The organism is Leptobacterium meishanense (assembly GCF_037645805.1).
GTDB classification, from domain to species: Bacteria; Bacteroidota; Bacteroidia; order Flavobacteriales; family Flavobacteriaceae; genus Leptobacterium_A; species Leptobacterium_A meishanense.
Genome location: NZ_JBBEXE010000002.1, coordinates 130,143 through 153,489 on the forward strand (window position 1 = coordinate 130,143; position 23,347 = coordinate 153,489).

Below are 23,347 nucleotides of genomic sequence, written 5' to 3' on the forward strand. Positions count from 1 at the left end.
GCTATGAAGCAATTATTTGGCATTGATAATCTTAAAACATATTTAATAGTTGTGGCTGCTATGGTAGCTATATGGTTTTTTAAGGATTACCGGTTTCAAAAGGAGGAAAATAAACGCCAGTCTGAAAATATAGAGAGTATTCGTATGATGGACAGCCTTCGTTTTGCAGCCCAAACATATACTAAAAAGGAACTGGACGAATATCTTGAATACAACCGACAGGATTTGCAGGCGTTTTTAAAACAGCACAATATAGCCACCAGACGCATAGAACAGATTATTACGCAACAGTTGAATTACAGGGACACCACTATCCGGAATGTTAATCTACAGCCGATACTGGATGCGATAAAGAAAGAGAAGGCTGTTAAAGTGCCTGTGGTTGATAGTACCAGTTGTATGATCATTAAAGGGTATGTAGCCTTTGAAAATGACACACTTAGTTTGAATATTACTGATCGGAAATTCAAAAACAAAAGCGATGTAATGGCTTATTGGGAGCGCAATAAGTGGAGTTTTTTAGGAATTAAAACCCGTCTGTTTGGCCGCAAAAAGGCAACGGTTATTATAAAGGATGATTGTGGGCGGACTGAAACTTTTGTAATTAATAAGAGAAAATGACCATTAACTTAACCATCCCTGAGCAATGGAATGATTTGAATGCGAGGCAGTTGAAAAAGATTGCCGGTTATTTTCATTCGGGCATATCGGGGGTATTGATGGATTGTTTGGTGTTTGTTGCTTTGTTGGATGTTCGTTGGTGGGAGTTGTGGAAAAAGTATAAAGCGCTTAAAACCATTAACCATGTGGGGCTTTCGGAATTGAAAAAGCATTATAGCTGGCTGCAAAACACTTTGAGCCTGACCACATTTATTCCGGCGATAAAAGCAAAAGGTAAAATTTTCCTGGCTCCGGCAGCCCGAATTACCAATTTAACAGTAGAGGAGTTTGCGGTGGCTGAGGATTTGTTCTTTGGGTGGTTCAATAGTAAAGACATTGAGTATCTGTATTACCTGGCGGCGGTACTGTATAGGGAGCCTGATAAAGATGGAAAGCGGATGCCTTTTGATAAAACGGAACTGGATGCCCGCGCCAATGCTTTGCGCAAAACCGATAGGTGCACATTGTTGGCAATTTTATTGAGTTACCAGGGATGCAGGGCATATTTGACCGCGCAATTCCCTTTGGTGTTCCCGAAGCCTAAAGGGAATGTGAAATTGCCTAAAAGCAGTGGTTTTGGGAAGTTGGTATTGCATGCTTCGGGCGGTAAGTTTGGGACTCATAATGAAACTAAAAATACGAATGTATATACTTTTTTGGGGGAATTTGAGGAACAATTAAAGCGAAAACCGTATGCCTAGGGTATCTTTTTTGGATGTTATTAATTATTTGGAGCAGCTTGTGGCAAATCATGTGGATGTTAAAACGGCGTATCGTTGGAACGTATCGGAAATATCCGGCGCATTGCGCTCGGGTATTGAGCTACCCGTAATGCTTATTGATGCTGTAGAAACTCAAACCTTGGGCGATAATACTAAAACCCTGCATATTAATAGCACCGCTTTTACCATATTAGGAAAACCCAATACACGTACAGGTAATTTAGACCAGTACGAGGCGCAAAACGAAACGCTGGATTACTGTCAGCAAATTTGTTTTGATTTAGAGCAACGCATCTTATATGATTCAGAAAATGTAAAGGACGCCAACGGTAATAAAAGCTGGTTATACGGATTGGTAGATAAGAACAGTTTTCACCACTTTAAGGTAGGCCCGTTGTTTTCTGAGGGGCTTTATGGGTACCGATGTGAGCTATCTTTAAAGAACCAGGTGGGCATGGCGCCTGATGGGGCTAAGTGGGCAGACTTGTAAAGCTTTATTTTTTATACTTGTTCTTGCGAATAAAAGTATTGAACCATAGGCCTGCTAGCCAAATCAAACTCATAATAGGAATGTACCACCATTCAAATTCGTTCATGCTGCGAAATTATTTAATTATAGATTGAATTATTTTCATATATTCATCCATGATTAATACATGTTTCACAAATGCATTATGTTTGATTAAAAAAATGCTTAATTCCAAATTTGACATATTTTTTAAGATTAATAAAGAGGTCTATCATGGTGTAACAATTAGGGCTATTCATTCGAAAGCTGAACTGTTCTATCATTATCCATGGGGTAGTAGAACTAAATCCAAATATGGTCATATAGGTAAAAAGGAACTTTTAGATGGATATTTAAATGATCATATTTCCTTTCATAATAATGGGAACATTCATTCAAAATCTAGAGATGGAAACAAGAAAAAAATATATATTAACAAAATAAACCCGGGATTGAATGTCTTTAACTTAAATAGAGGTGGTTTTTTGCCAATTCTTGTAGAAAGTTTTAACTTAACAGACATTTTATCAATTGAAAAAAGGTTCAAAAAAGTAGATTTCGATGAAGAAGCCAAATCTGGTATCGGCTTCATTGACGTAAAAAATCTGAAATACTTTTCCTTACTTTTAATAAGTAAATGTGAAAGAGTCAACCCTTTGGAATTATTGAAGGATCATGGCTTTGAAAATTTAACTATTATCAGCCCACCAATAATAATGGTTGATATATTTAAGAATGAAGAGAAAAAGCTTTCCCTAGAGAATTCTTCAGGATTTTCTACTGAACTTCTAATCATAGCCGTTGAAGAAATTTGGGAAGAGTTTTCTCAAAGGTATATTAATGAAAAAGAAGGATTGGGAATCCCATTTTCTAATACTGTGTGTATGCCTCCTATGCCATTGATCGAGAAAATGAAAAATCATAATTAAAAATTTGAGAACAATAAGATAGGCTACACTTCGTACGGAGGTTGCTTACAATTATTAAAAACAGAAATGCTTAAACTTAATAAAGATTTAAATAGAGATAAAACACAGGTTATTGGGAATTTTAAAATTGGTTACGGTCGAAATGAACCCTTTCACAAAAAAAGAAAATGGGTAGACGAAAACAAGACAAAAGAAGTTGAATTTCTAATTGGTTCTCTCTTTGTTGATTATTTGTGTAAAAATAAAAGAAAGAGGGCATGTTTTTTGAGATTTAATTCAACAGATGATCATAAAAAACCAGATTTATTCATTCAATTAGAAGGTAGGCAAGTGGGTGTACAAGTGACGCAGTTTGTAATTCGAGACTATTTATCACGATATAATCAAGCTAAGAGGATATGTGAAAAATTATCTGGTCTTATCAGTAATCATTATAAACCGCCAATTAAGATAAACATTGAAATATGTACTCCCTGGGATAGTGATGAAATTCCTATGGGTTCTAGTAAATTATACAAAAGACTATCAAAAATAATCGCCGACAATATTTCAGAGAATATCGAAAACTTGAAAACAAGAAACAATAACGATTTGTATTTTGATTTAAGTAAAAGTGATTTCAAGACAATTGCTGAATCTTATCGATTATATCCTGTACCGACGGGATATCAATCAAGTTATTATGGAAATGATAATGTTTATATCGATTATGGCTTTGATAATATTATTATTTTCAAAGAAGATATTATAGAAACTGCAGAAAAAATCTATAATAATAAAAATAAAGGTGATTCGGAAATTTTAGTTATTTGGGGTGATGAGAATCACTTCATGAATATAACTAGCCTAATTGTTGAACAGCTGAAAAAACAGTTTATTGAAACTAGTTTTACATCTGTTTATTATTTAGGATTTCATAATGTCTTAGTAAGTCCAAGAAGAATTTATTATGAGCGTATCAAGTAATAGAAATTATTATGACTTTTGAGGTCTAAGTCTACCAAGGTCAAAATGAAGTGGTGAGGAGGGGTAATGAGATGTAAATTAATGATAATAACCGGACTTCTATGGAGGCTGTTTCCTGTCCTATTTTAAATCACCATACACGCCTAAATTGCCATAAATTTTTGGTATGGGAGGGGCATCTTCTACACAATTAGAAAAACAGGCGGCCCAAAAGGCAACATTAAAACTTCGGCAATCACTAAGAGGAGTTATAAAGCTAGGATTTGAAACCACGCAAGGGAACAGTGAGCTTCTTCGTAGTACTGTATTGAGTAAAATGAAGGCTGGTGAGCTTCAGCGCCTTGTTATTAAAATGCCCCATTATGGCTTTAAAAATCATTTTGGTTTTGAAGGAGTAAAATCCAATGGGGTAAAACTTCGGTTACACAGCCATGTTGGGTTTTTAAATGAGGCAATACATGCTACGAATGCTTTGGAAGCTCTTGCTACTGAGATTGGGGATATCCGTGCGGATGAAGTAACTGCAAAAATTAACTTCTAACGATGGCGAATAAGAAAATAACACGGCAGTTATCCATTTTTATTAATGGTAAAGAGGTTAAAAACAGCCTTGGGGGTATAGGGCGTGAAATTGCCAAGGTAAAGGCAAAGCTTAAAGAGGCTAATGACCCTACTGACATTAAGAAATATAAGGGAGAATTAGATGGGCTTCGTAAAAAATATGGTAAAGTAAAAGAGGAAATCCATGGTACCAATGAGGTTTTAAAAGAAGCACGCGGGCATTGGGACAATCTTTCATCAGGATTTTTAAGCGGTAACCTAAAGCAAGTACAAGCAGGATTAAAGGGGATTGCAGGGAATATAAAGGGAATTACCAAAGCAGCATTAGCGTTTATAGCCACCCCTTTTGGAGCAGCGTTGGCTATTGTTGCGGCTGTTGGGTTTGGTGTAAAGAAGTGGATCGATTATAATATAGAGATAGAAAAAACCAACCAGCTAATCCGGGACTTAACGCAGGAAACAGGCCGGGCGGTGGATATTATCCGGATTCGTGCGGAAGTACTTCAAAAAACTTTTGAAGTTGACATAAACCAAAGCGTAGAAAGCGCCAAGAGCCTGGTGAAAAGTTTTGGCATCTCCTATAATGAGGCATTTGATATTATTGAGGATGGGGCCATCCGGGGAAAGTTAAAAAACAATGAGTATTTAGATAGTTTAAAAGAATATCCCGTTCAGTTTAGAAATGCCGGGTTTTCTGCACAGGATTTCGCCAATATTGTAGGCACAGGGATTGATTTATCGATTTATTCAGATAAGCTGCCGGATGCCATAAAAGAGTTTAACCTGGCTATTACTGAACAAACCGATGCAGCCAGGGATGCATTGATTAATGCTTTTGGCGAAAAGTTTACCAAGAAACTTCTTCGGGACTTAAGAACCGGGGCCGTAACTACAAAAGATGCCTTGGCCTTAATTTCGGCAGAGGCAGAACGAATAGGGTTGAACTCGCAACAGGCTCAATTATTAACTGCCGATTTGTTTAAAGGGGCCGGAGAGGATGCTGGGGGCGCTTTAAAAATATTTGAAGCGGTAAACATCGCGCTTAATAAGCAAAAGAAGCCGCTTACGGAAATACAGCAGATTCAGAAAGAACAGCTAGCGACCAATAAAGAACTTAACAGTCTATATACCCAATTGTTTTCTTCGGGCTCTAAAGGGTTCAATCTGTGGATACAAAGAGGGAAACTGTTTGCCACACAGACATTGATTAAAATCCTTAAAGGCGGCGTTGACCTGTATAACTGGATAGTAGAGTTGAATAATGAAAGCCGCACTTTTTCTGCTGTTCTTGCTACTATTGGAAAAATTGTTTTTGCCCAATTTGAAATAATAATATTGGCTATTGAAAATGCTGGTATGTCCTTTAGAGGGTTGGGAGATATTATTGAAGGTGTATTTACTTTGGATAGTGAAAAGGTAAAGCAGGGGTTTGTTAAAACCACAGCAGCTACTTTAGGTTTTTTTAATGATGTGAAAAACAAAGCGTTAAGTGACTTTAAGGATATACAAGATGCGTGGAATGGAAATAATAAACTTGAAAAGGTATCGCTGGATGACTTTTTAACTACTGATGATACCAATACAACGGCTGATGATTTGTTTTCGAATACGGATAACAGTAATTCAGAGCTTACCCAGGAGGATAAACGGATTATAGAATCTAAAAAAAAGCTGGCTGAATTTTTGGATCAATGGGAGGCTGACCGAAAACTCCAAAAAGAATTAGAAAAGTTGGAGGAATCCCAACGTGCTGAAGAAGAGGAGGTATTAAAACTTGAAGCCAAGTTTGCTAAGATGGAAGAAGAAGCCGGCCTTACAGCTGTCAAAGAGGAAGAACTGGCAGAGGCTGACAGGGAATTGAAGGCTCGGCTTGAAGAAGCTAAAGAACAGGAAATAGCGGCTATTAGAAAAAAATATACCGACAAACGATTGGTTGAGAAGAAAAAAGCTGATAAGGCGTTTGAGAAGGAATTAAAAAAGCATCATAAGCGGTTGGCCGATGCTGAGTTTCAACTTGAAGAAGCAAAGAAAAATGCGTTGGTATTTGGTATTCAAACGTTGAAATCAGTTTTTGGTGAAAAGACGGCTATATATAAAGGCCTCTTTGCTCTTGAAAAGGCGTTGGCAGTATCAGATGTTATAACCAATGCTTCAAAGTCTTTAGCTCAGATAACAGCGAATACTGCTATTGCCAATGCCAAGGCTGTTGCTGCTTCTCCATTAACAGGAGGGCAACCTTTTGTAGGTATAAATACAGCAATTGCTACAAAACAGGCATTGGCAACAAAAATAAATGCTGGAATTCAGATAGCTTCGATATTAGCTACTTCTATAAAAGGGTTTAAACAGGGAGGGCACACAGGAAATGTTCCTATTTACCATGATGGACAAGGTGCCGTTACCGGAGTGGTGCATACGGATGAGTGGGTGGCTCCTAAATTTATGACGGAAAGCCCCCGGTATGCGCCGGTGATTAACTGGTTGGAAAAGGAGCGTTTAAAAGCATTAGGGAGAGGGTTTAAGGATGGAGGACATGTGGACTCTTCGTCTATTACAGTTGATGAAAAAGCAGAAACTCCTTTTGAGTCCAATACCACAAACACTTTGTTAATTGATATGATTCAGGATTTAAAAACAACATTAGCGGCAGGAATAAGGGCATATTCTGTAAGGGATTATGAAGAATTTTTAAGACACAGGGAGATTGATGAGGAACATCAGCAAATATTAAATAATACAAGGTCATGACCTATCAGGGTGAATATTACAGCAACAATATTTATGGCACTTCAAATAATCATAAGGCGGTAGTGCAAACAGTAGACGGGGCTACTTTTTTATTGTGTGAGCTAACGGTAACTTTTAATGGTGATGTATGGACACACACTTTTGAGGCGCCTTTTTTTAATGATGAAGCCGAGCTTTATTTTGAAAACTATGTGCATAGCATTATTACCCAAAAATTTGAATTGGCTGGTATTACTATGGAGGATTATCAGTTTTATGCGTTCGGTTTGGCCAGCATCAATATGAAACTAAAGGAAATGCAGCAAAACACCCTTCTTAGTGAGCTGGAGCATGACTTCTTTATGATCCTGGGCAGGTATGATGCGTTGAGTATGGATTTTTTAACTAGTGGCGTAAAGCGGCTTCTCCCTGTAAAGAACACTTCTTTTTTAACTGAACAGGGATTGCTTTCGTTTAGTTTTTTGTCTACTACGCTGCCTGATGTGCTTGTTGTTGATGACGGGGTTACGGAAAGTGAAATTACCCTCCCGGCCACGGCAACAACAGCATATCTTCACACATTAACGATTCCTGTAAAAAAGGTTGTGAGCGGGGTTTCTGCATCGTTGGCCTTGTCTTTAAAATTCTCTACGGGATTTGTTATAGAATTAGGCACGTTCAACATTATTGATGGAGGCATAGGCCATACTGTTTTTGCTTATCAAAACTTATTCGGCGCTCTTTCTATAATAGAATTTACAGGAGAACTGGAAATTGAAAAACAATACAAAACAGATGAATACGAATTTGTTGATGGTAATGTGGTTTCTTTAAATACTACGGCTATTGATACTCAAAATGGGTATTCGGTGAATACGGGATACCTGCTAGATGTTGCTAAGTATGAAATGCTCTATAGCCTTCTAAAATCGTTTAATGTTTTTATACATCTTGAAGAGGGGTTGAAAAAAATGATTGTAAATCGTACTCAAAAGCTGAACCCGTATAGGTCGAACTATTATTTGAATAATGAAACGTTAAAGTTTAAACTCTCGAAAAATGACGATATTCATTACGGAATCTTTTAAGCTGGATTTATCGCACTTGAAAATTAAGTTCTCTGAAGAAAACTCATTTTTTGAAAAGGGCTTGATAAAGCAGTATTCGTTTCCTTTTAAAATCCCCCGCGAACGGAGCTTTATTCCTTTTTTTCAATTTATTAGTGATCATAATAGCATAGAATCTAACAGGTATGTAAAGGGGACGTTGTTTCGCAATGATAGGTATTATGATGCTGAGTTGCTCATTACGGGAGTGTCTAAAGGGCTGGAGGTTGTTATTTATTACAATACTTATAAGCTGGATATTATGGGTAGTAGCCTGAGGAGCCTTCCGTGGGGGACTATTGAAGCGGGAAATGATATTCACACATTTGCGGCGCAAACGGTGTTAAAGGATTATCCGGATACGCCTGTTAATTTTGTGGAAGTGTATGCGCCGGACAGGTATAAGGATTATGAGTTTGGAAACGGACAGTATGCGGGGTTTATTAATCATAATGTAAATGGGGTGTTCCAGGACACGGTGTATGAGGTTTTTGGGATTTCATTTGCCAGAATGAATGAGATGCGCCCGTTTTTGTATTTGAAGGAGGTTGTACAGTTTATTTTTAGCCAGATAGGCTACACGGTAACGGGCGATCTTATGACGAATGCTTCTATTAATAAGTGTTTATTGTATCATGACAACCCGATTTTTTATACGAACAATGATTATGAGAGGGGCGAAAATCTGATATTAACGCTTTTACAGGCGAATGTTTCGGGCTATACGCCAAACTATCTTACATATAATGAATATGCCCATGCTATTGTAATGAATTCGTATGGAACGTATAAAGTAAAAGTGTCTGTAGAGGGGGATATTCAGGCTGCCGGCGAGGAATGCTATATACGGTGCTATTTTAATAACACCCTGCTGGCTACTGCTATTGCTCGGGATGCAGGGGATTTTACAAGGGAGTTTTCTTTTGATTTTAATGTGGGGGTTAGCGAAACAGGGAATGCTTTTGAAATTAGGGTAATTGCGACAGATGCTACCAAAGCGACAATTTCCGGGGAGTTTGAAATTACAGGAACGTTACGCCCTTTGTACCGAAGTTATATTTCGATTAAAGACTTGGTTCCGGATATTACGGTTGAGGGTTTTATCAATGCCGTTAAAGAGAGTTTTAATATGGCGACTGTTTTTGATCCGGCAACACAAACGGTACGGTTTGATTTTTTTACCTCTTTTGTTGATGGCCAATCGGTACTTGATTTGTCTAAGTTTGCTATGGATGTTGTTCCGAGAAGCTTTAATAAATCTGTTGGGTATAAAATTCCGTTTTCGGACGGAGAGGTTTTAAATCTTAGCAGGGAGGGGGAGTTTGTTACGGAAGAAATTGGGTTTACTGAAGAAAAGCCTCCGTTAGAGCCTTTGCCGGTTGTATATATTGATGGAGAGGCCGGTGTAAAGCATCAGGATGGGCTTTCGGTACTATTTTTTCAAAGTAATTCTGATGCCAACCCGTTAGTAATTGACGGGAACATTTCATATTCTCGATTAGGTTTTGTACACACATTTCTAAGGAACTGGTATTATCAGAATTTGAATTCGGAAGAATACAATCTTACTCTGAATTTACCTATATATATTTCTTCAAAACTCAACGCGGATAGCAAGGTGTGGCTATATAATAATTACTTCATTGTACGCAGCCTTAAGCGGTCAACTATTAGTTCGTTGTTTGAAACGATAAGTTTGCGATTGTTTAAGTTGAAAAATGTCCCAACGTTTAACTTGGTGATTACTGATCCGGGCGGAGGTAATTCGGGCGGGGGGACGACATATGAACCTCCTGTTGCTGTAACAACAATATCAGCAGCTGTTAATACACCTGCTACACAGTATTCAGCTACTATTCAGTCAAGTCCGTTTGGCGGGCCGTCTTCTTTTTATGTGGATATACCGGGTAATCATTCGTCTGATCCTCAAGGGCTGCCATTATCTTTTAGTTGGGAAGTAATAAGCAGCCCCGACGGGAATGCCTCGGGAATATTTCAGGCACAAAACCCTGAGCACTCGGTAACCCGATTTTCGAATAGCGGTTACATCAATCTGGCAGGGAACTACGTTATACGATTGACGGTGGTTAATTCAGTAGGGCTTTCTGATACCATTGACGTTACTGTAACGGTGAGTTAAATTAAATCAATAATGGTGTCCATGTTTGTAATTTGATTGTCCATTAAGGATTCGGCAATATGAACATAAACCATGGTTTCTCTTATATTGGAATGTCCCAGGAGTTTTTGAAGGACTTCTACTCTTCCTCCTTTCATTAGAAAGTTGGTTGCGAACGTGTGCCGGGAAACGTGAAACGTCAGATGTTTTTTTATATTACACACTTTAGCGATAAATTTTAATTCTCTGTTGATATGCTCAGGGGTGTAATTTCCTTTAAATAGAGGCCCCTGGCCAGTAATAAAATTTTTTGCAGAGTTGTTGAGCATGATTCTTTGAAACTTACCTGTTTTTGAGGCTGTGAAAACGAGATAATCTCCCAGTATGTTTTCTTGTGTAATGCTCAAAACATCGGAAATACGCAATCCTGTAAAGCAAGCGAACAAAAACCGGTCAATAATATCTTTGTGGCTTTCTGATATATACGCTGAATTTCTATAGGCATATATGCGGCTAATTTCATCTCCGGAAAGGAATGTTCTATTGCCTTTAAAGGATTTTACGTGGATGTCGGTATAGCTTAGAGGTGTACTTATTCCTTCTTTATTTGCCAGATGTAGATATTTTTTAAAATTCTTCATAGTAGTAGCTATTGTTGTTTGTTTATTTTTTAATGTGTTTTTCATGTAGTCAATGAGCTGGTTAATTAAGTCCTCGGTAATCTCGTAGAAATAAATGCGTTCCCTAAACTGTTTGATTTTGGTAAGGGTAGCTTTCTGCTGTCGATAAGTACCGTGTTTTAATATTCCTTTTTGTTTTTCTAAGTAGTACTCATAGAATTTCAGAAAGTCGATTTTTGCTGTTGGGTTGTATAAATCTTCTAACAGCCTGTCCATGGTTAGATAGTTGCCGCTCAACCTATATGTAACAGCAATCTTATTGATGTCGGCCAATGTTTTTGAAATGATCAAATTGTAGTCCTTAGCCAATTGTGATTTTCCCTTTACCCTTTGGTTTTTTTTATCAAATTTTTCAGGCGCAACAGAAATATTCAACGGTAACCTTTTCATTTTTCCATTAAGAAAAATCTGAACATACAAAGCACATGTTCCATCGGTTCTGACATAATCATCCTTAATGATGATTTTGTGTGTTAACTTCCCACTCATTTTCTTTGGGAAGTTTTCTGGGAAGTAAAATGTAAAAAATTCAGTTTGCATACTTTTAATGAATTTATTAAAAGTAAGCGCAAACGCTTCGAGAGTAAGGGTTTCGCCTGTTTTGACAAAACCCTATTATTTTTGAGATTTCTTTCTTTTGTGACCTCGGCAGGATTCAAACCTGCAACCTTCTGAGCCGTAATCAGATGCGCTATTCAGTTGCGCCACGAGGCCATGTGTTGGTATTTTCGGGTGCAAATATATCTTATTTTACACCTTTTTGCAACATTTTAGAAAGAAGATAGTTGAAACCAGCCTTGTGTTTTTTATAGGTGCTGCAATCCTAAAATTTTGTTTTTAAACTGCTGATCTTCATCGTGGATTTGTTTTCGTTCTATATAGACCTGCATAATCGCCGATTCAATCTTGGGGTTGTGGTACCGGCCATTAAACACATGGCTTATCATTTTATCACTATAGGGCACTCCTTTTTTGGTAAGTACGTTGTTTTCTTGGAGAATTTGTTTTACATCGGCTATATAATCGCCCTTTAAAAGCTTCTTTAATTCAGTTTTTTGTTCAGGTGTAATCATTTTTTAAGAAAATACGTTAACAGATTATATTTTAATTACTAAATTGCGAGATAATTACAAGGCAAATATATAAATTATAATCGATAAAATAAAGATTTTCATCGATTTATTTCGACTTTTTATGAAAATAGTTGACAGAATTAAGCTATTCATTGATCATAGAAATATCAGTATGCGTCGTTTTGACGAGTCTATTGGCATGAGTAAAGGCTACATGAGCCGTCAGATAAAAACGAATGCTTCTGTGGGAGGGGATGTGCTGGAACGTATTATAGATGCATATCCGGAACTCAATCCTATATGGCTTTTAAAAGGGGAAGGCGATATGCTCTATACACGCAATATGGTACAAGAAGCAAGTGCTATTTACCATACACCGGATACTTTTGAAAAAACGTTACTACTCTATTTAGACCACCCGAAAATAGTTGAACGGATCAAGGAAATTATAGACGCCCGCCTTGCAGAAGAATAAGACTTCACATTTTTGGCGTTTCGTCAAAAGTGTTAATTTGCAATATGAATATTGAGAATTACATCAGAGATATACAAGACTTTCCCAAGCAAGGAATTGTATTTAAAGACATTACACCACTATTAAAAAACCCGTTAGCGTTTAAATACACTACAATTTCATTGCTTAACTTAGTAGGGAATAAACAAGTGGATAAAGTAGTGGGCATGGAAACACGTGGTTTTTTCTTTGCAACTTTAATGGCGCAGGAGTTAAATGCCGGTTTTGTACCGGTTCGGAAACCTAACAAACTACCTTCAAAGACCATTCAGGAAACCTATGCACTGGAATATGGTACCGATACGTTGGAAATCCATGCAGATGCTATCAGTCCCGGTGATAAAATATTGATCCATGATGATGTGCTTGCCACCGGAGGAACGGCCAAAGCTACATGCAAATTAGTAGAGCGGTTAGGTGGCGAAATTGTACAATGCAATTTTTTAATAGAACTGGTTGCTTTAAACGGAAGAAATCAATTAGAAGGCATAGAGGCAAAATCGTTGTTGACGTACTAATCCAATATATTTTTTGTAACATACCACCGCCATCCGATGATAGCTAGTTGCCATTTGGAAGCTTTGGCAAGATCAAGCCTTCTTTTAGAAAAAGAGGGTAGAAGGACTTTGTTAACCTTTGCCAAAAATTTAAAAAATACCTTTTTCACTATTTTTAGTTTGCTGCAAAGGTATTTTAAAAAAAACAAAAACTTAAACCCCACAGGTTTTTTTAAAACCCGTGAGGCTTTTTTTACTACTGCTCTTTCTTCAAAGTAATCTCTATAACGCCATCTTTGGCTTTTTCACCATACTTTTTTACATATTTTGGATCGTTCCTTACATTTACGGTTTCTATTTGATTAGACTTTAATTTTTTCATGGCTGCTTCAGAAGCTTCTTTCCCGTCGATTATAATCAATGGGTTGCCATCTGTATCTCCAGAGAATACCACATTTACACCATTCGTATCATTAACACTAACCTTTATATGTTTTTCCTCATTTACTTCTTCATCAGATGTTGTATATTCATAGACTTTCTTTTCTACTTTTTTACCTTTTTTATCTCCGGGTTCCATTTCATGGATTTCCTCTACAACTACATGTTTAGTACCTCCATAACCTACAGTAGCTACATATCCTTTGCCATTTCCTTTTTCATCAAATGCAGCATGTACCATAAAAGGCTCTATGGGTTCTGAATTGCTAATAGAGTAGTTGCTTACATAACCTCCTGTGCTTTTCAATTCAACATTTATAGAGGTGATTTCATTATCCTTATTCCTTTTTACTTTAGAGAAAGTAAGCGAAAGACCTTCTTTTTTAAAATTTTCAGTCTCTTTTTTTAGTTCTTCATCCGAAGTGTCCTTGTCTAAAATGACTTCTATAACCGTACGGCCTTCTTTAGCTTCTACCATCTTTATTTTTTTTACTTGAGCAACAGTTTTAGTGTTAGCAGTAAGCATAAATAAGGCGAGTAGCGGTAGTGCAATAGCATATTTCCATGCCTTTCTTTGTTGAGATTTGTGTGTGTTTAACATAACGATTCGTTTTTTGATTAATGAATTAAAAAATGTATTTGTAATAGACAGTTGATGATTGCCAACAGTAGTCTTGAGCATTAGATATTGATATGCTTTACGGGAAACCATATTTTCTTGTGTTTCCTTGTCGGCTAAATACTCAAGGTTTTGGGCAATACTGTTTTTGTAGCTCCATGCCAAAGGGTTTATCCATTGGAAAATGCACAACAAATGACTTAAAACCATATCAATAGAGTGCCATTGCCGGGCATGTACTTTTTCATGTGCAATAATAATATCGAGTTCTGCTTTAGTGTATGCTTCAGGATTATATACAATGTATTTAAAAAATGAAAAAGGAGTTGTAACATCGGTAGCAGCAATTAAATGAAACCCATCTCTTTTTACTATTTTGTTTTTATGGATCAAACGGAATAGAGAGATAAGTTGCATTGTGAACCGGGCAGCAAAAATACCCATACCCATAAGATATATATAGAATAGTGTTTGCGGCCAATTAATAAAAGGTGTTACAACGGTGCTTTCTGTACTGCCTGTTGTTGGTACAGCCGTTAATGGAAGCAGGGTGTCTATTATAACTACTTTTTTAATCACCCAAAAGGGCAACAAGAGTGCTACTAAGATGCCACCAAGCATAAATAGCCTGTTACTTGTGAAAAATGTTTCTTTTCGGAGAAAGAAATAGTAACAAGCATGAAAAACAGTCAAAACAGTTGCAGACTTTATAAAGTAAATAAAAAAAGGTTCCATTAAGCGTTGTTTTTTTCAATGAGTTTAATAATTTCCTGAAGTTCTTCTACGCTGATCTTTTTCTCGTTGGCAAAAAAGGAAACGAGGTTTTTATATGAATTATTGAAATAATCTTCAATAGCACCGTTGATAAACTTTTTCCGATATGCCTCTTTGCTCACGATAGGGTAATAGCGATGTGAATTCCCAAAAGCTTCATGGGCTACATAGCCCTTTTCTTCTAGGTTACGGATAATGGTAGAAAGTGTGTTGTAATGCGGTTGCGCTTCTTTAAATTCAGCTACAACTTCTTTTACAAAAGCTTTTTCTAGCTTCCACAATACTTTCATTATTTCTTCTTCTTTGTTTGTGAGTTTTTGCATACTGATATGTCTTTAATTGGACAATATATAATGTTTTTATATCACATAATCGAATGATTAACAATTGTTTAGTATTTCAGGTATATTAAGAACAGAATAATCCACTGAACACTATTTACTTAAAAGCTTTTCAATTTCAACCGCTATTTTATCTATACTATCCTCTGTGTTTCCGGCTGAAGTGAATTTGATAATACCATTTTGGTCAATCAAAAAGTTTTTAGGGATAGTTCCAGTTGCATATTGACTCCATACTTTTCTGTTTGGATCGATAGCTACATTAAAGTCAATTCCGTCCTTTTTTAGTTTTAGCATTTTTTGTAACACTTTTTCTTTGTTTTCTCCTATGGAAACAGGTATAAAAACAAACTCATAATTTTTAAAGGGTTCAAGGATTTTATCTGGAATATCATAAAATTCCATTAGACAAGGAGCACACCAAGTAGCCCAGAAATTCAAAAGGACAACTTTCCCTTTTAAATCTGAGAGTTTAATATTCTTTCCATCTATCATCTGTACATTGAAATCTTTTGCAAGGTCATTTATTTTTAGTTTAAACTCATTTCTAGTTCTTTCTTCTATGGATAGTGTCTTGACAGTGCTTGGATTTTTTAAATTTTCTAGCCGTTCATCTTCTGAAAGTAGAGAAACTATGACAATGAATTCTTTATCTCCAATTTTATCACCATGTTTTTTTGCCAATTCATCCCAAACTTTATCAGTTACTCCCATATGTACAGCTTTTATATATCCTTCTTTGGCATATTTCTCAACAGTTTCTTTGGAGACGATTTCGTTATTAATAATAGTTACATGTTGAGGTTTTTTGGCAGTTACCTTTTGCGCAAACGACGAATATGAAACAAGTATAAGCAATAGAATAAATATTTTTTTCATAGGGATTTAATTATCAAATTAAATCCAAAGATAAACTAAAAAAATAGTTATACAACTAAAAAAATAGTTTTTTAACGAAATTTTTAGTTTTTAAAGAACCCCTAAAAACCTGTCGAATGCTTTTCATATCCTAAATCTTCTGCTATCTTCGCAACAATTGTAGTACAATGAACAGTGTTTTTGTTGTTTTAGGGTTAGTACTTTTAATAATGGGAGGTAATTGGCTGTTAAAAGCTGCTGTAGCCCTTTCATTGAAGCTAGAAATCCCCAAAATTGTGATAGGGATGACGGTGGTTTCTTTTGCCACGTCTGCCCCAGAATTGATCGTCAGTGTGAAATCGGCACTAGATGGGTTTCCGGATATTGCAATGGGCAATGTAGTGGGGTCTAATATTGCTAACTTGGCCTTAGTACTGGCTATTACCATTATACTATCAAGCATTAATGTAGAGCGTAGCTTTTATAAAACCGATTGGCCGGTAATGATGATAGCTTCAGCGTTGTTATATATATTTATTGCTTTTGATGGATTGTTGGAGCGCTATGAAGGTATCATCCTATTTTCTTTTTTGTTGATTTTTTTGATCTACCTTTTGCGCTTTCAGAAACTTGCTGTTACCGATGATTTGGCAGAAGATGATATCCCTTTGCCGTTGTACAAAATTGTATTGTTCCTCCTTTTAGGGGGCATAGCTTTATGGGGTGGTTCTGAATTGCTTATTAAAGGGGCTGTTGGCATGGCAACGCTATTTGGCGTTAGCGAACGGGTCATTGCCATTACAGTAGTATCTATAGGGACCAGTATTCCGGAATTGGCAGCATCTGTTATTGCAGTGCTCAAAAAGGAAAAAGCCATTTCTTTAGGGAACTTAATAGGTTCCAACGTATTCAATATATTAGCAGTATTGGGAATTACTTCTATGATTACACCCATCCCCATTAAAGACCAGGGATTGCTTACCAATGACATTTTTTGGATGCTGGGGATATCCTTCGTTATTTTCCCGTTAGTGTTTCTTCCCCGGGGGCTTCGATTGGGTTGGAGGGATGGTATTGTATTGCTGACTACCTATATTGTCTTCATCTACTTAACTGTAATATAAAGTAAAAGCAGTTACCCGTTGCTAGTTGTTTTTTAGCCTGTGAATAGTATAAATCCAAACAAAAACCGTATTTCTACAAAAATTGAATTTTTATAAACCATATCTTAAAAATAAGATATTTTTATTTTAATATGTAAAAAAGCAGGGTATTAAGTCTTATAAACTCGTATTTATGATTTAGACCCCCTAAAAAAATAAGGGTAAATTTATTTTTATGTATTTTTTGATAGTATAATTTTTATATTTGCATAAAATAAATCACATCAAAAAATTATGGCTACAATTAGATCTTCTGCAATTCAAGAAACCTTCAACCGAAAACCATTAGTTATTGAAGAACCAAAAAAACGTTCAGAACTTTTTGGAGAAAATGTGTTCAATGAAACTTCTATGCGCCAATTCATGACCAAAGAAGCTTTTAAAAGTGTACAGAATGCTATTGAGTTTGGTACTAAGATAGATAGGAAAATCGCCGATCAGATAGCTGCTGCTATGAAAGATTGGGCATTGTCTAAAGATGCAACTCATTACACACATTGGTTTCAACCTTTAACAGGGGCTACGGCAGAAAAGCATGATGCTTTTTTTGAACCTATTGGAGGGGGGTTGGCCATGGAAAAGTTTGATGGAAGCCAACTAGTACAACAAGAACCCGATGCGTCAAGTTTTCCAAGCGGTGGTATCCGGAACACTTTTGAAGCAAGAGGCTATACGGCATGGGACCCAACTTCTCCGGCTTTTATATATGGTACCACGTTATGTATCCCTACCGTATTTGTATCCTACACAGGAGAAGCATTGGACAATAAAACACCCTTGTTGCGGTCGTTACAAGCAGTAGACCAAGCAGCTACGGCAGTAGCCAAGTATTTTGATAAAAACGTAACCAAAGTAAACGCAACACTGGGATGGGAGCAAGAATATTTTTTAATAGATAAAGCACTGGCGTATTCCCGTCCGGATATATTATTAGCAGGGCGCGCGCTTTTAGGGCATTCCCCGGCAAAAGGCCAACAATTGGACGACCATTATTTTGGATCGATACCGAGCAGGGTAATGAGTTTTATGCGCGATTTGGAGCAGGAATGTATGAAATTAGGTATTCCTGTAAAAACACGGCACAATGAAGTAGCACCCAACCAGTTTGAGTTGGCACCTATTTTTGAAGAAGCAAACCTTGCAGTAGACCACAACTCCTTAATTATGGATGTGATGGAGAAAGTAGCAGACCGCCATAATTTCAAAATCCTTTTTCATGAAAAACCATTTGCGGGGATTAATGGTTCTGGAAAGCACAATAACTGGTCGTTGGCAACCAATACGGGTATCAACCTTTTAGGGCCCGGAAGCACGCCGATGAAAAACTTACAGTTTTTAACTTTCTTCATCAACACTATTAAAGCGGTACAGGATTATGAGGAATTGCTTCGGGCTTCCATTGCTTCGGCAAGTAATGATCACCGGTTGGGGGCAAATGAAGCACCGCCGGCCATCATTTCAGTATTTATAGGGGCACAGTTGACAAAAGTCTTGGATGGCCTTGAAAATGTTTCCAAAGGGAAACTGTCACCGGAAGAAAAAACAGACCTTAAATTAAATGTAGTGGGTAAGATACCGGATGTGTTATTGGACAATACTGATCGTAACCGGACATCCCCTTTCGCATTTACGGGCAACAAATTTGAATTTAGGGCGGTAGGCTCTAAAGCCAATTGTGCCAAGCCCATGGCGGTACTAAATGCTATTGTAGCCAAGCAACTTAGGGCGTTTAAGGTAGAAGTAGATGCTTTAATTGCTAAAAAAGACCTTAAGAAAGACGAAGCGATCTTCAATGTGCTTCGGGAATATATTAAAGCCTCTAAAAAAATCCGGTTTGAAGGGGACGGTTACAGCCAAGCATGGGAGAAAGAAGCTGCTAAAAGAGGGCTGAGCAATAACAAAACTACTCCGGAAGCACTAAAAGCAATGGTAAGTAAAAAAGCCATTTCACTTTTTGAGGAGCTGGATGTGATGAGTAAAATAGAAGTGGAAGCCCGGCATGAAATTGAACTGGAAGAATACACGATGCGTCTGCAAATAGAAGGAAGGGTGTTGGGCGATATTGCTAAGAACCATGTAATCCCGACAGCGGTGCGTTACCAGAACACACTAATTGAAAATGTACGTGGGTTAAAAGAAGTTTATGGAAACGATTTTAAAAAATTAGCCTCCGAACAGTTGGATTTAATAGAAGAAGTATCTAATCATATTGCAGAAATTAATTCTAACGTGAATGCTATGGTAGAAGCCCGTAAAAAAGCCAATACTATAGAGGGTGCGCAACTAAAGGCAGAAGCCTACTGCAATACAGTAAAGCCGTATTTTGAGGAAATACGTTACCATTGCGACAAATTGGAACTTTTAGTGGACGATGCGCTATGGCCATTAACGAAATACAGGGAGTTACTGTTTACAAGATAATAGTATGAATTTATACCCTTTTAAAAATCCCGTTCATATTTTGACGGGATTTTTTATTATTTTGTTTAAATGTTGACAGATATTTATTGAGAATTATGAAAAATGAATCTTTACATAAGGTAAAACTATCCATACTCTATGAAATTAGTAGTTTAACTTCAGAAGGCATACTTATATGGGAATGCGTAGAAGTTGATACTAGGTTTTTGGCAAAATATGAGGAGTATCAATTTGAGGTGGAATTTATACGGTTATTGCGAACAGACGAAACAGGCTCTGATAAAATGATAGCCAGCATACAGATTATGGATATTGTAGAGGATTTTTCAATTGGTACCGAAGGCTTTGACCTGATTGTAGAAATAATTGCCAATTCCCAACCTGAATGGAAGCCTTCCTGGGAAAAAGGAAAGGCGAAGCTTATTAAAAACTTAAACATTCTCAGAGCTATTAAAAAGTGATCTCTTTTCCGGAGACGGATAGCATCAAATAAGGTTACTTTTGTATCTTGCAGCCACGATAGAAAATACACTTCAGGTATGAAATGCCCTTTATTCTTTTTGTTTTGCTTTTCAACCCTTCAAACTGTTGTTTCTCAAGAAGTACAACTACATGCTATTGACATTCAAAATCAAAAATGCCATGAAAACAGTATTCCCACTACGCAAGCAGCCATAGCTTGTGAAACTGTTGCAGTTGAAGCATGGGAACAAGCGTTGTATGCGTATCATAAGTTGTTGTCGGATGAACTATCAGCAACGGGTCAAAAAATATTAAATGACACACAAAAACAATGGGAGGCTTATTTTAAAGAAGAACTGGCTTTTTATGGCATGTATTACAATGAGTTGTATGAAGGAGGAACCTTAATGCGACTTGCTTTAATTACAAAAAAGAAAGAACTATTAAAAGCGAGAGCGGTACAACTCAAAAATGATTATGAAGCGGTACTTGATGAATAAAAAAATGCGAAATTCAATAATTATAACAATTGTTTTGATAGTATGTTCAATAATAGCATGCAACAAGAAAAAGAATGAAATAAAGATGAAAAATGGTATTTCTTATACAACATTGGATAATGGTGTTAATTATTTTATGGAAGGAGAAGGATACCCCTGTATTGTAGTAACTGAAGGAGAAGTCGTATCCAACGCAATGCCTGAAAGCTTAAAAAAACACTTCAAATTCATATATGTAAATGCGAAAATGAATATAAAAAACCCCGGGGATGTTACCAAGATGTCTTTTGATACGTTTGTGGAAGATGTAGAAGAAGTCCGCCGAAAAGTTGGAGTTGAAAAGGTCTTTGTTTTTGGGCAGTCTATATCCGGTTTAATAGCCCTGGAATATGCCAGAAAGTATCCGGAGCATACTTCACATGTCATTATGAATGGAACCCCACCATATATGAATGCTGATTTAATTGGTATAAGTACTGCAAAATGGAATGAATTTGCATCTGAAACGAGAAAAGAAGCATGGTTGAAAAATTGGAAAGGAGCATCTCGTGATTCATTCGTAAAAAGCGGCACAAGTGAAGATGGAAAGCAAGTATATATATTAGATGGTCCTATGATATGGCATGATTATAACTTTGATGCGACAAAACTTTTTAAGAACACCTACTGGAATATGGAGGTATGGAACCATATTTTTAGTAAGCTGACAGTTGATTATGATATTAGTGAAGGAAACCTCATTGAACCTCCTGTTTATCTAGCTTTGGGGAAACATGATTATTTAGTTCATTATTCGGTGTGGGATGACCAATTGTCAAAAATACCTAACCTGACGTATAAGATTTATGAAAATAGTTCCCACTGGGCATTTCATGAAGAAGACAAGCTATTTGAAAAAGATATCTTGGAGTGGATGGGGTCAAATCATAAATGATATTATGAAAAAAAGTATAACTATATTTATAATTGTTGCATGTTTATGGGGTTGTATAGACATGTATGCCTTTAATCCTATAAAAGAAATTGCTTTTTATACAAAAGACAGCATAAAAATAAGTGCCACATATGAATATCCTGAGATCAATAAAAGTACAATTCCGGCAATTATTTTGATACATCAAGGAGGCTCTTCCAGAGAAGAATGGTTAGACTTGCCTTTATGGAACGATTTGAAAGCAGCAGGCTATGCGCTACTAGCAATTGACCTCCGCCAGCATGGAAAATCAGCTAAAGATACAGGCGATATATACGATTTGTTTAACAATCCGAATAGAGCTCCACTCGATCTGTTAGCTGCTATTGAGTTTTTAAAAAAAGATAAACATATTGATGTTGAACGGATAGGGATTATTGGAGCCTCTATAGGGGGGAATTTAGCTTGTGTGGCAGCTTCGTCTAGGGAGTATGCTATAAAATCAGCGGTATCATTATCTGCAAAAACCTCAGCAGCTCAAAACCTTAGTGGTCAAAAGGAGCCTATTGTACCTAAAAATGTGTTTTATATCGCTTCAAAAGAAGAGCAAAATGGACTTAGGAAAGAATGGTCCAATGAATTGTATGGAAAAACAAAAGGAGAGAGAAAAGTAGAGATAGCCTCCGGAGATAAACACGGATCGTTTATTTTAAGAAAAGAAAAAAGATTACAAGAAGCTATCGTATATTGGTTTGAAAATACGCTAAAATAAAAATTATATTATGGAAACAGTAAAATACAGGGCATTAGTATATACGCTTCCATTCTTGGTTATAATAACAGCTATAGGATTGGCAATAAGCCCACTTATAAAAACACATCCAGATATTGCCATTGGTATAACATATGACTTAACTATTACTGCTCCATTGCTATACTTCTTGATTATCAGAAAAAAGCCAATCCCTAAAATTACGGTAGTTCCTGTATTTGTACTAGGGCTTATCCTTGCAACTTTTCTATTACCAGAATCACAGCAACAACACGTAGCTATTATCAAAACATATTTGTTGCCAATTATAGAGTTGTTAGTTATATTAATTATACTTCATAAGGTATACAAAGGGATAAAAGCATATAAACATAATGCACAGGGAGATACAGATTTTCTAACAACTTTAAAAAACAGTACTAATGAGGTTTTAAAAAATCCTAAAATTGCAGAAATAGCTACTGCAGAGATTGCAATGATCTATTATGGTCTTTTTCTCTGGAAAAAGAAAAAACCAAAAGAAAATGAATTTACCATCTACAAAGAAAGTGGCATTACAGCAATATTTCTCGCAATCGTATCTATTATAGGAATAGAAACGTATGTCTTTCATATTTTAATAATGAAATGGAATAATATTGCTGCATGGATATTAACAGGAACTAGCATTTATGCAGCATTGCAATTATTAGGACATTTAAAAGCAATACACCATAGATATTCATCGATTACATCCGATCAAATTTACCTCAAATATGGATTATTTGGGAATGCTCGGATTAACATAGATGATATTGATAGAATAGAACTACTATCTAATGATATTCGAGAGAAGGATTTAAAAGTTGAAAAGCTAGCCATTTTGAAAGATATGGAACCTCATAACATAGCCATTTATTTTTCTAAAAGGCAAAAGATCACGAAAATATATGGTATAAAAAAAGAATGTGATATCTTATTGTTCCAAATAGATGATAAAAATAAATTTATAGAGAGAATACAAAAATTAAAAGAAAAATAA

24 protein-coding genes and 1 tRNA gene are annotated in these 23,347 nt (G+C 36.4%); 18 read left to right on the top strand and 7 right to left on the bottom strand.

Going from position 1 to position 23,347, the window contains the following annotated elements; translation table 11 throughout:
• The first annotated feature begins 3 nt into the window (after positions 1-3).
• From WBG21_RS02715 to WBG21_RS02755, 9 genes are all read left to right on the top strand, one after another.
• Complete coding sequence (locus WBG21_RS02715) at positions 4-621, top strand: hypothetical protein (RefSeq protein WP_340074556.1); 618 nt, start codon at positions 4-6, stop codon at positions 619-621.
• The gene (locus tag WBG21_RS02720) at positions 618-1,361 is read left to right on the top strand and encodes a hypothetical protein (protein WP_340074558.1); all 744 of its coding nucleotides are present in this window, start codon (positions 618-620) and stop codon (positions 1,359-1,361) included. The genes WBG21_RS02715 and WBG21_RS02720 overlap by 4 nt, the downstream gene beginning before the upstream one ends.
• A complete protein-coding gene (locus tag WBG21_RS02725) occupies positions 1,354-1,872 on the top strand; it encodes a hypothetical protein (RefSeq protein ID WP_340074560.1) in 519 nt (172 codons plus the stop codon). Before WBG21_RS02720 ends, WBG21_RS02725 begins: the two co-directional genes overlap by 8 nt.
• A 200-nt stretch (positions 1,873-2,072) precedes the next feature.
• A complete protein-coding gene (locus WBG21_RS02730; protein WP_340074562.1) occupies positions 2,073-2,819 on the top strand; it encodes a hypothetical protein in 747 nt (248 codons plus the stop codon).
• 66 nt (positions 2,820-2,885) lie between these two features.
• Positions 2,886-3,785, top strand: coding sequence for a hypothetical protein (locus tag WBG21_RS02735; protein ID WP_340074564.1), 900 nt, complete (start codon positions 2,886-2,888; stop codon positions 3,783-3,785).
• Between the two features lie 166 nt (positions 3,786-3,951).
• A complete protein-coding gene (locus tag WBG21_RS02740; RefSeq protein ID WP_340074566.1) occupies positions 3,952-4,326 on the top strand; it encodes a hypothetical protein in 375 nt (124 codons plus the stop codon).
• A 2-nt stretch (positions 4,327-4,328) separates the two neighbouring features.
• On the top strand, positions 4,329-7,094 hold the full coding sequence (locus WBG21_RS02745) for a phage tail tape measure protein (protein WP_340074568.1): 2,766 nt from the start codon (positions 4,329-4,331) through the stop codon (positions 7,092-7,094).
• A complete protein-coding gene (locus WBG21_RS02750; RefSeq protein WP_340074570.1) occupies positions 7,091-8,161 on the top strand; it encodes a hypothetical protein in 1,071 nt (356 codons plus the stop codon). Before WBG21_RS02745 ends, WBG21_RS02750 begins: the two co-directional genes overlap by 4 nt.
• On the top strand, positions 8,133-10,319 hold the full coding sequence (locus WBG21_RS02755) for a PKD domain-containing protein (protein WP_340074572.1): 2,187 nt from the start codon (positions 8,133-8,135) through the stop codon (positions 10,317-10,319). Before WBG21_RS02750 ends, WBG21_RS02755 begins: the two co-directional genes overlap by 29 nt.
• On the opposite strand, the gene WBG21_RS02760 is transcribed toward WBG21_RS02755, so the two are convergent.
• The 3 genes from WBG21_RS02760 to WBG21_RS02770 form a co-directional block, all read right to left on the bottom strand.
• On the bottom strand, positions 10,316-11,518 hold the full coding sequence (locus WBG21_RS02760) for a site-specific integrase (RefSeq protein ID WP_340074574.1): 1,203 nt from the start codon (positions 11,516-11,518) through the stop codon (positions 10,316-10,318). The genes WBG21_RS02755 and WBG21_RS02760 overlap by 4 nt on opposite strands.
• A gap of 100 nt (positions 11,519-11,618) precedes the next feature.
• A tRNA-Arg gene (locus tag WBG21_RS02765) sits at positions 11,619-11,692 on the bottom strand.
• 92 nt (positions 11,693-11,784) lie between these two features.
• Complete coding sequence (locus tag WBG21_RS02770; RefSeq protein WP_340074576.1) at positions 11,785-12,051, bottom strand: hypothetical protein; 267 nt, start codon at positions 12,049-12,051, stop codon at positions 11,785-11,787.
• A gap of 121 nt (positions 12,052-12,172) precedes the next feature.
• On the opposite strand from WBG21_RS02770, the gene WBG21_RS02775 reads away from it, so the two are divergent.
• Both WBG21_RS02775 and WBG21_RS02780 read left to right on the top strand, forming a co-directional pair.
• Positions 12,173-12,526: a hypothetical protein gene (locus tag WBG21_RS02775; RefSeq protein WP_340074578.1), complete on the top strand. Its 354-nt coding sequence runs from the start codon at positions 12,173-12,175 to the stop codon at positions 12,524-12,526.
• Between the two features lie 44 nt (positions 12,527-12,570).
• Positions 12,571-13,083: an adenine phosphoribosyltransferase gene (locus WBG21_RS02780; protein WP_340074580.1), complete on the top strand. Its 513-nt coding sequence runs from the start codon at positions 12,571-12,573 to the stop codon at positions 13,081-13,083.
• Here the strand turns inward: WBG21_RS02780 and WBG21_RS02785 are convergent.
• The 4 genes from WBG21_RS02785 to WBG21_RS02800 form a co-directional block, all read right to left on the bottom strand.
• Positions 13,080-13,232 carry an SsrA-binding protein gene (locus tag WBG21_RS02785; protein ID WP_340074582.1) on the bottom strand — a complete coding sequence of 51 codons (153 nt, stop codon included), beginning with the start codon at positions 13,230-13,232 and terminating at the stop codon, positions 13,080-13,082. The two genes, WBG21_RS02780 and WBG21_RS02785, sit on opposite strands and share 4 nt — an antisense overlap.
• A gap of 86 nt (positions 13,233-13,318) precedes the next feature.
• Positions 13,319-14,857: a M56 family metallopeptidase gene (locus WBG21_RS02790; RefSeq protein WP_340074584.1), complete on the bottom strand. Its 1,539-nt coding sequence runs from the start codon at positions 14,855-14,857 to the stop codon at positions 13,319-13,321.
• Positions 14,857-15,219: a BlaI/MecI/CopY family transcriptional regulator gene (locus WBG21_RS02795; protein WP_340074586.1), complete on the bottom strand. Its 363-nt coding sequence runs from the start codon at positions 15,217-15,219 to the stop codon at positions 14,857-14,859. The genes WBG21_RS02790 and WBG21_RS02795 overlap by 1 nt, the downstream gene beginning before the upstream one ends.
• A gap of 111 nt (positions 15,220-15,330) precedes the next feature.
• On the bottom strand, positions 15,331-16,116 hold the full coding sequence (locus tag WBG21_RS02800) for a TlpA family protein disulfide reductase (RefSeq protein ID WP_340074588.1): 786 nt from the start codon (positions 16,114-16,116) through the stop codon (positions 15,331-15,333).
• 167 nt (positions 16,117-16,283) lie between these two features.
• Between WBG21_RS02800 and WBG21_RS02805 the strand changes: the two genes are divergently transcribed.
• From WBG21_RS02805 to WBG21_RS02835, 7 genes are all read left to right on the top strand, one after another.
• Positions 16,284-17,219, top strand: coding sequence for a calcium/sodium antiporter (locus WBG21_RS02805; protein WP_340074590.1), 936 nt, complete (start codon positions 16,284-16,286; stop codon positions 17,217-17,219).
• A gap of 273 nt (positions 17,220-17,492) precedes the next feature.
• Complete coding sequence (locus WBG21_RS02810) at positions 17,493-19,679, top strand: glutamine synthetase III family protein (protein ID WP_340074592.1); 2,187 nt, start codon at positions 17,493-17,495, stop codon at positions 19,677-19,679.
• A gap of 95 nt (positions 19,680-19,774) precedes the next feature.
• Complete coding sequence (locus tag WBG21_RS02815; RefSeq protein WP_340074594.1) at positions 19,775-20,140, top strand: hypothetical protein; 366 nt, start codon at positions 19,775-19,777, stop codon at positions 20,138-20,140.
• A gap of 78 nt (positions 20,141-20,218) precedes the next feature.
• On the top strand, positions 20,219-20,641 hold the full coding sequence (locus WBG21_RS02820) for a lysozyme inhibitor LprI family protein (RefSeq protein WP_340074596.1): 423 nt from the start codon (positions 20,219-20,221) through the stop codon (positions 20,639-20,641).
• A gap of 85 nt (positions 20,642-20,726) precedes the next feature.
• Positions 20,727-21,575: an alpha/beta hydrolase gene (locus WBG21_RS02825; protein ID WP_340074598.1), complete on the top strand. Its 849-nt coding sequence runs from the start codon at positions 20,727-20,729 to the stop codon at positions 21,573-21,575.
• A 4-nt stretch (positions 21,576-21,579) separates the two neighbouring features.
• Entirely contained in the window at positions 21,580-22,326 is a 747-nt protein-coding gene (locus WBG21_RS02830) for an alpha/beta hydrolase family protein (RefSeq protein ID WP_340074600.1), read from the top strand.
• A gap of 10 nt (positions 22,327-22,336) precedes the next feature.
• Positions 22,337-23,347, top strand: coding sequence for a hypothetical protein (locus WBG21_RS02835; protein WP_340074602.1), 1,011 nt, complete (start codon positions 22,337-22,339; stop codon positions 23,345-23,347).

What these genes read in the sequence shown, in the direction of transcription:
- WBG21_RS02825 (WP_340074598.1), top strand. Translation starts at nt 20,727, where the DNA reads ATGAAAAATGGTATTTCTTATACAACATTGGATAATGGTGTTAATTAT.
- WBG21_RS02775 (WP_340074578.1), top strand. Translation starts at nt 12,173, where the DNA reads ATGAAAATAGTTGACAGAATTAAGCTATTCATTGATCATAGAAATATC.
- WBG21_RS02730 (WP_340074562.1), top strand. Translation starts at nt 2,073, where the DNA reads ATGCTTAATTCCAAATTTGACATATTTTTTAAGATTAATAAAGAGGTC.
- WBG21_RS02740 (WP_340074566.1), top strand. Translation starts at nt 3,952, where the DNA reads ATGGGAGGGGCATCTTCTACACAATTAGAAAAACAGGCGGCCCAAAAG.
- WBG21_RS02800 (WP_340074588.1), bottom strand. Translation starts at nt 16,116, where the DNA reads ATGAAAAAAATATTTATTCTATTGCTTATACTTGTTTCATATTCGTCG.
- WBG21_RS02715 (WP_340074556.1), top strand. Translation starts at nt 4, where the DNA reads ATGAAGCAATTATTTGGCATTGATAATCTTAAAACATATTTAATAGTT.
- WBG21_RS02770 (WP_340074576.1), bottom strand. Translation starts at nt 12,051, where the DNA reads ATGATTACACCTGAACAAAAAACTGAATTAAAGAAGCTTTTAAAGGGC.
- WBG21_RS02815 (WP_340074594.1), top strand. Translation starts at nt 19,775, where the DNA reads ATGAAAAATGAATCTTTACATAAGGTAAAACTATCCATACTCTATGAA.
- WBG21_RS02755 (WP_340074572.1), top strand. Translation starts at nt 8,133, where the DNA reads ATGACGATATTCATTACGGAATCTTTTAAGCTGGATTTATCGCACTTG.
- WBG21_RS02760 (WP_340074574.1), bottom strand. Translation starts at nt 11,518, where the DNA reads ATGCAAACTGAATTTTTTACATTTTACTTCCCAGAAAACTTCCCAAAG.
- WBG21_RS02810 (WP_340074592.1), top strand. Translation starts at nt 17,493, where the DNA reads ATGGCTACAATTAGATCTTCTGCAATTCAAGAAACCTTCAACCGAAAA.
- WBG21_RS02780 (WP_340074580.1), top strand. Translation starts at nt 12,571, where the DNA reads ATGAATATTGAGAATTACATCAGAGATATACAAGACTTTCCCAAGCAA.
- WBG21_RS02835 (WP_340074602.1), top strand. Translation starts at nt 22,337, where the DNA reads ATGGAAACAGTAAAATACAGGGCATTAGTATATACGCTTCCATTCTTG.
- WBG21_RS02790 (WP_340074584.1), bottom strand. Translation starts at nt 14,857, where the DNA reads ATGGAACCTTTTTTTATTTACTTTATAAAGTCTGCAACTGTTTTGACT.
- WBG21_RS02805 (WP_340074590.1), top strand. Translation starts at nt 16,284, where the DNA reads ATGAACAGTGTTTTTGTTGTTTTAGGGTTAGTACTTTTAATAATGGGA.
- WBG21_RS02735 (WP_340074564.1), top strand. Translation starts at nt 2,886, where the DNA reads ATGCTTAAACTTAATAAAGATTTAAATAGAGATAAAACACAGGTTATT.
- WBG21_RS02745 (WP_340074568.1), top strand. Translation starts at nt 4,329, where the DNA reads ATGGCGAATAAGAAAATAACACGGCAGTTATCCATTTTTATTAATGGT.
- WBG21_RS02795 (WP_340074586.1), bottom strand. Translation starts at nt 15,219, where the DNA reads ATGCAAAAACTCACAAACAAAGAAGAAGAAATAATGAAAGTATTGTGG.
- WBG21_RS02830 (WP_340074600.1), top strand. Translation starts at nt 21,580, where the DNA reads ATGAAAAAAAGTATAACTATATTTATAATTGTTGCATGTTTATGGGGT.
- WBG21_RS02820 (WP_340074596.1), top strand. Translation starts at nt 20,219, where the DNA reads ATGAAATGCCCTTTATTCTTTTTGTTTTGCTTTTCAACCCTTCAAACT.
- WBG21_RS02750 (WP_340074570.1), top strand. Translation starts at nt 7,091, where the DNA reads ATGACCTATCAGGGTGAATATTACAGCAACAATATTTATGGCACTTCA.
- WBG21_RS02720 (WP_340074558.1), top strand. Translation starts at nt 618, where the DNA reads ATGACCATTAACTTAACCATCCCTGAGCAATGGAATGATTTGAATGCG.
- WBG21_RS02725 (WP_340074560.1), top strand. Translation starts at nt 1,354, where the DNA reads ATGCCTAGGGTATCTTTTTTGGATGTTATTAATTATTTGGAGCAGCTT.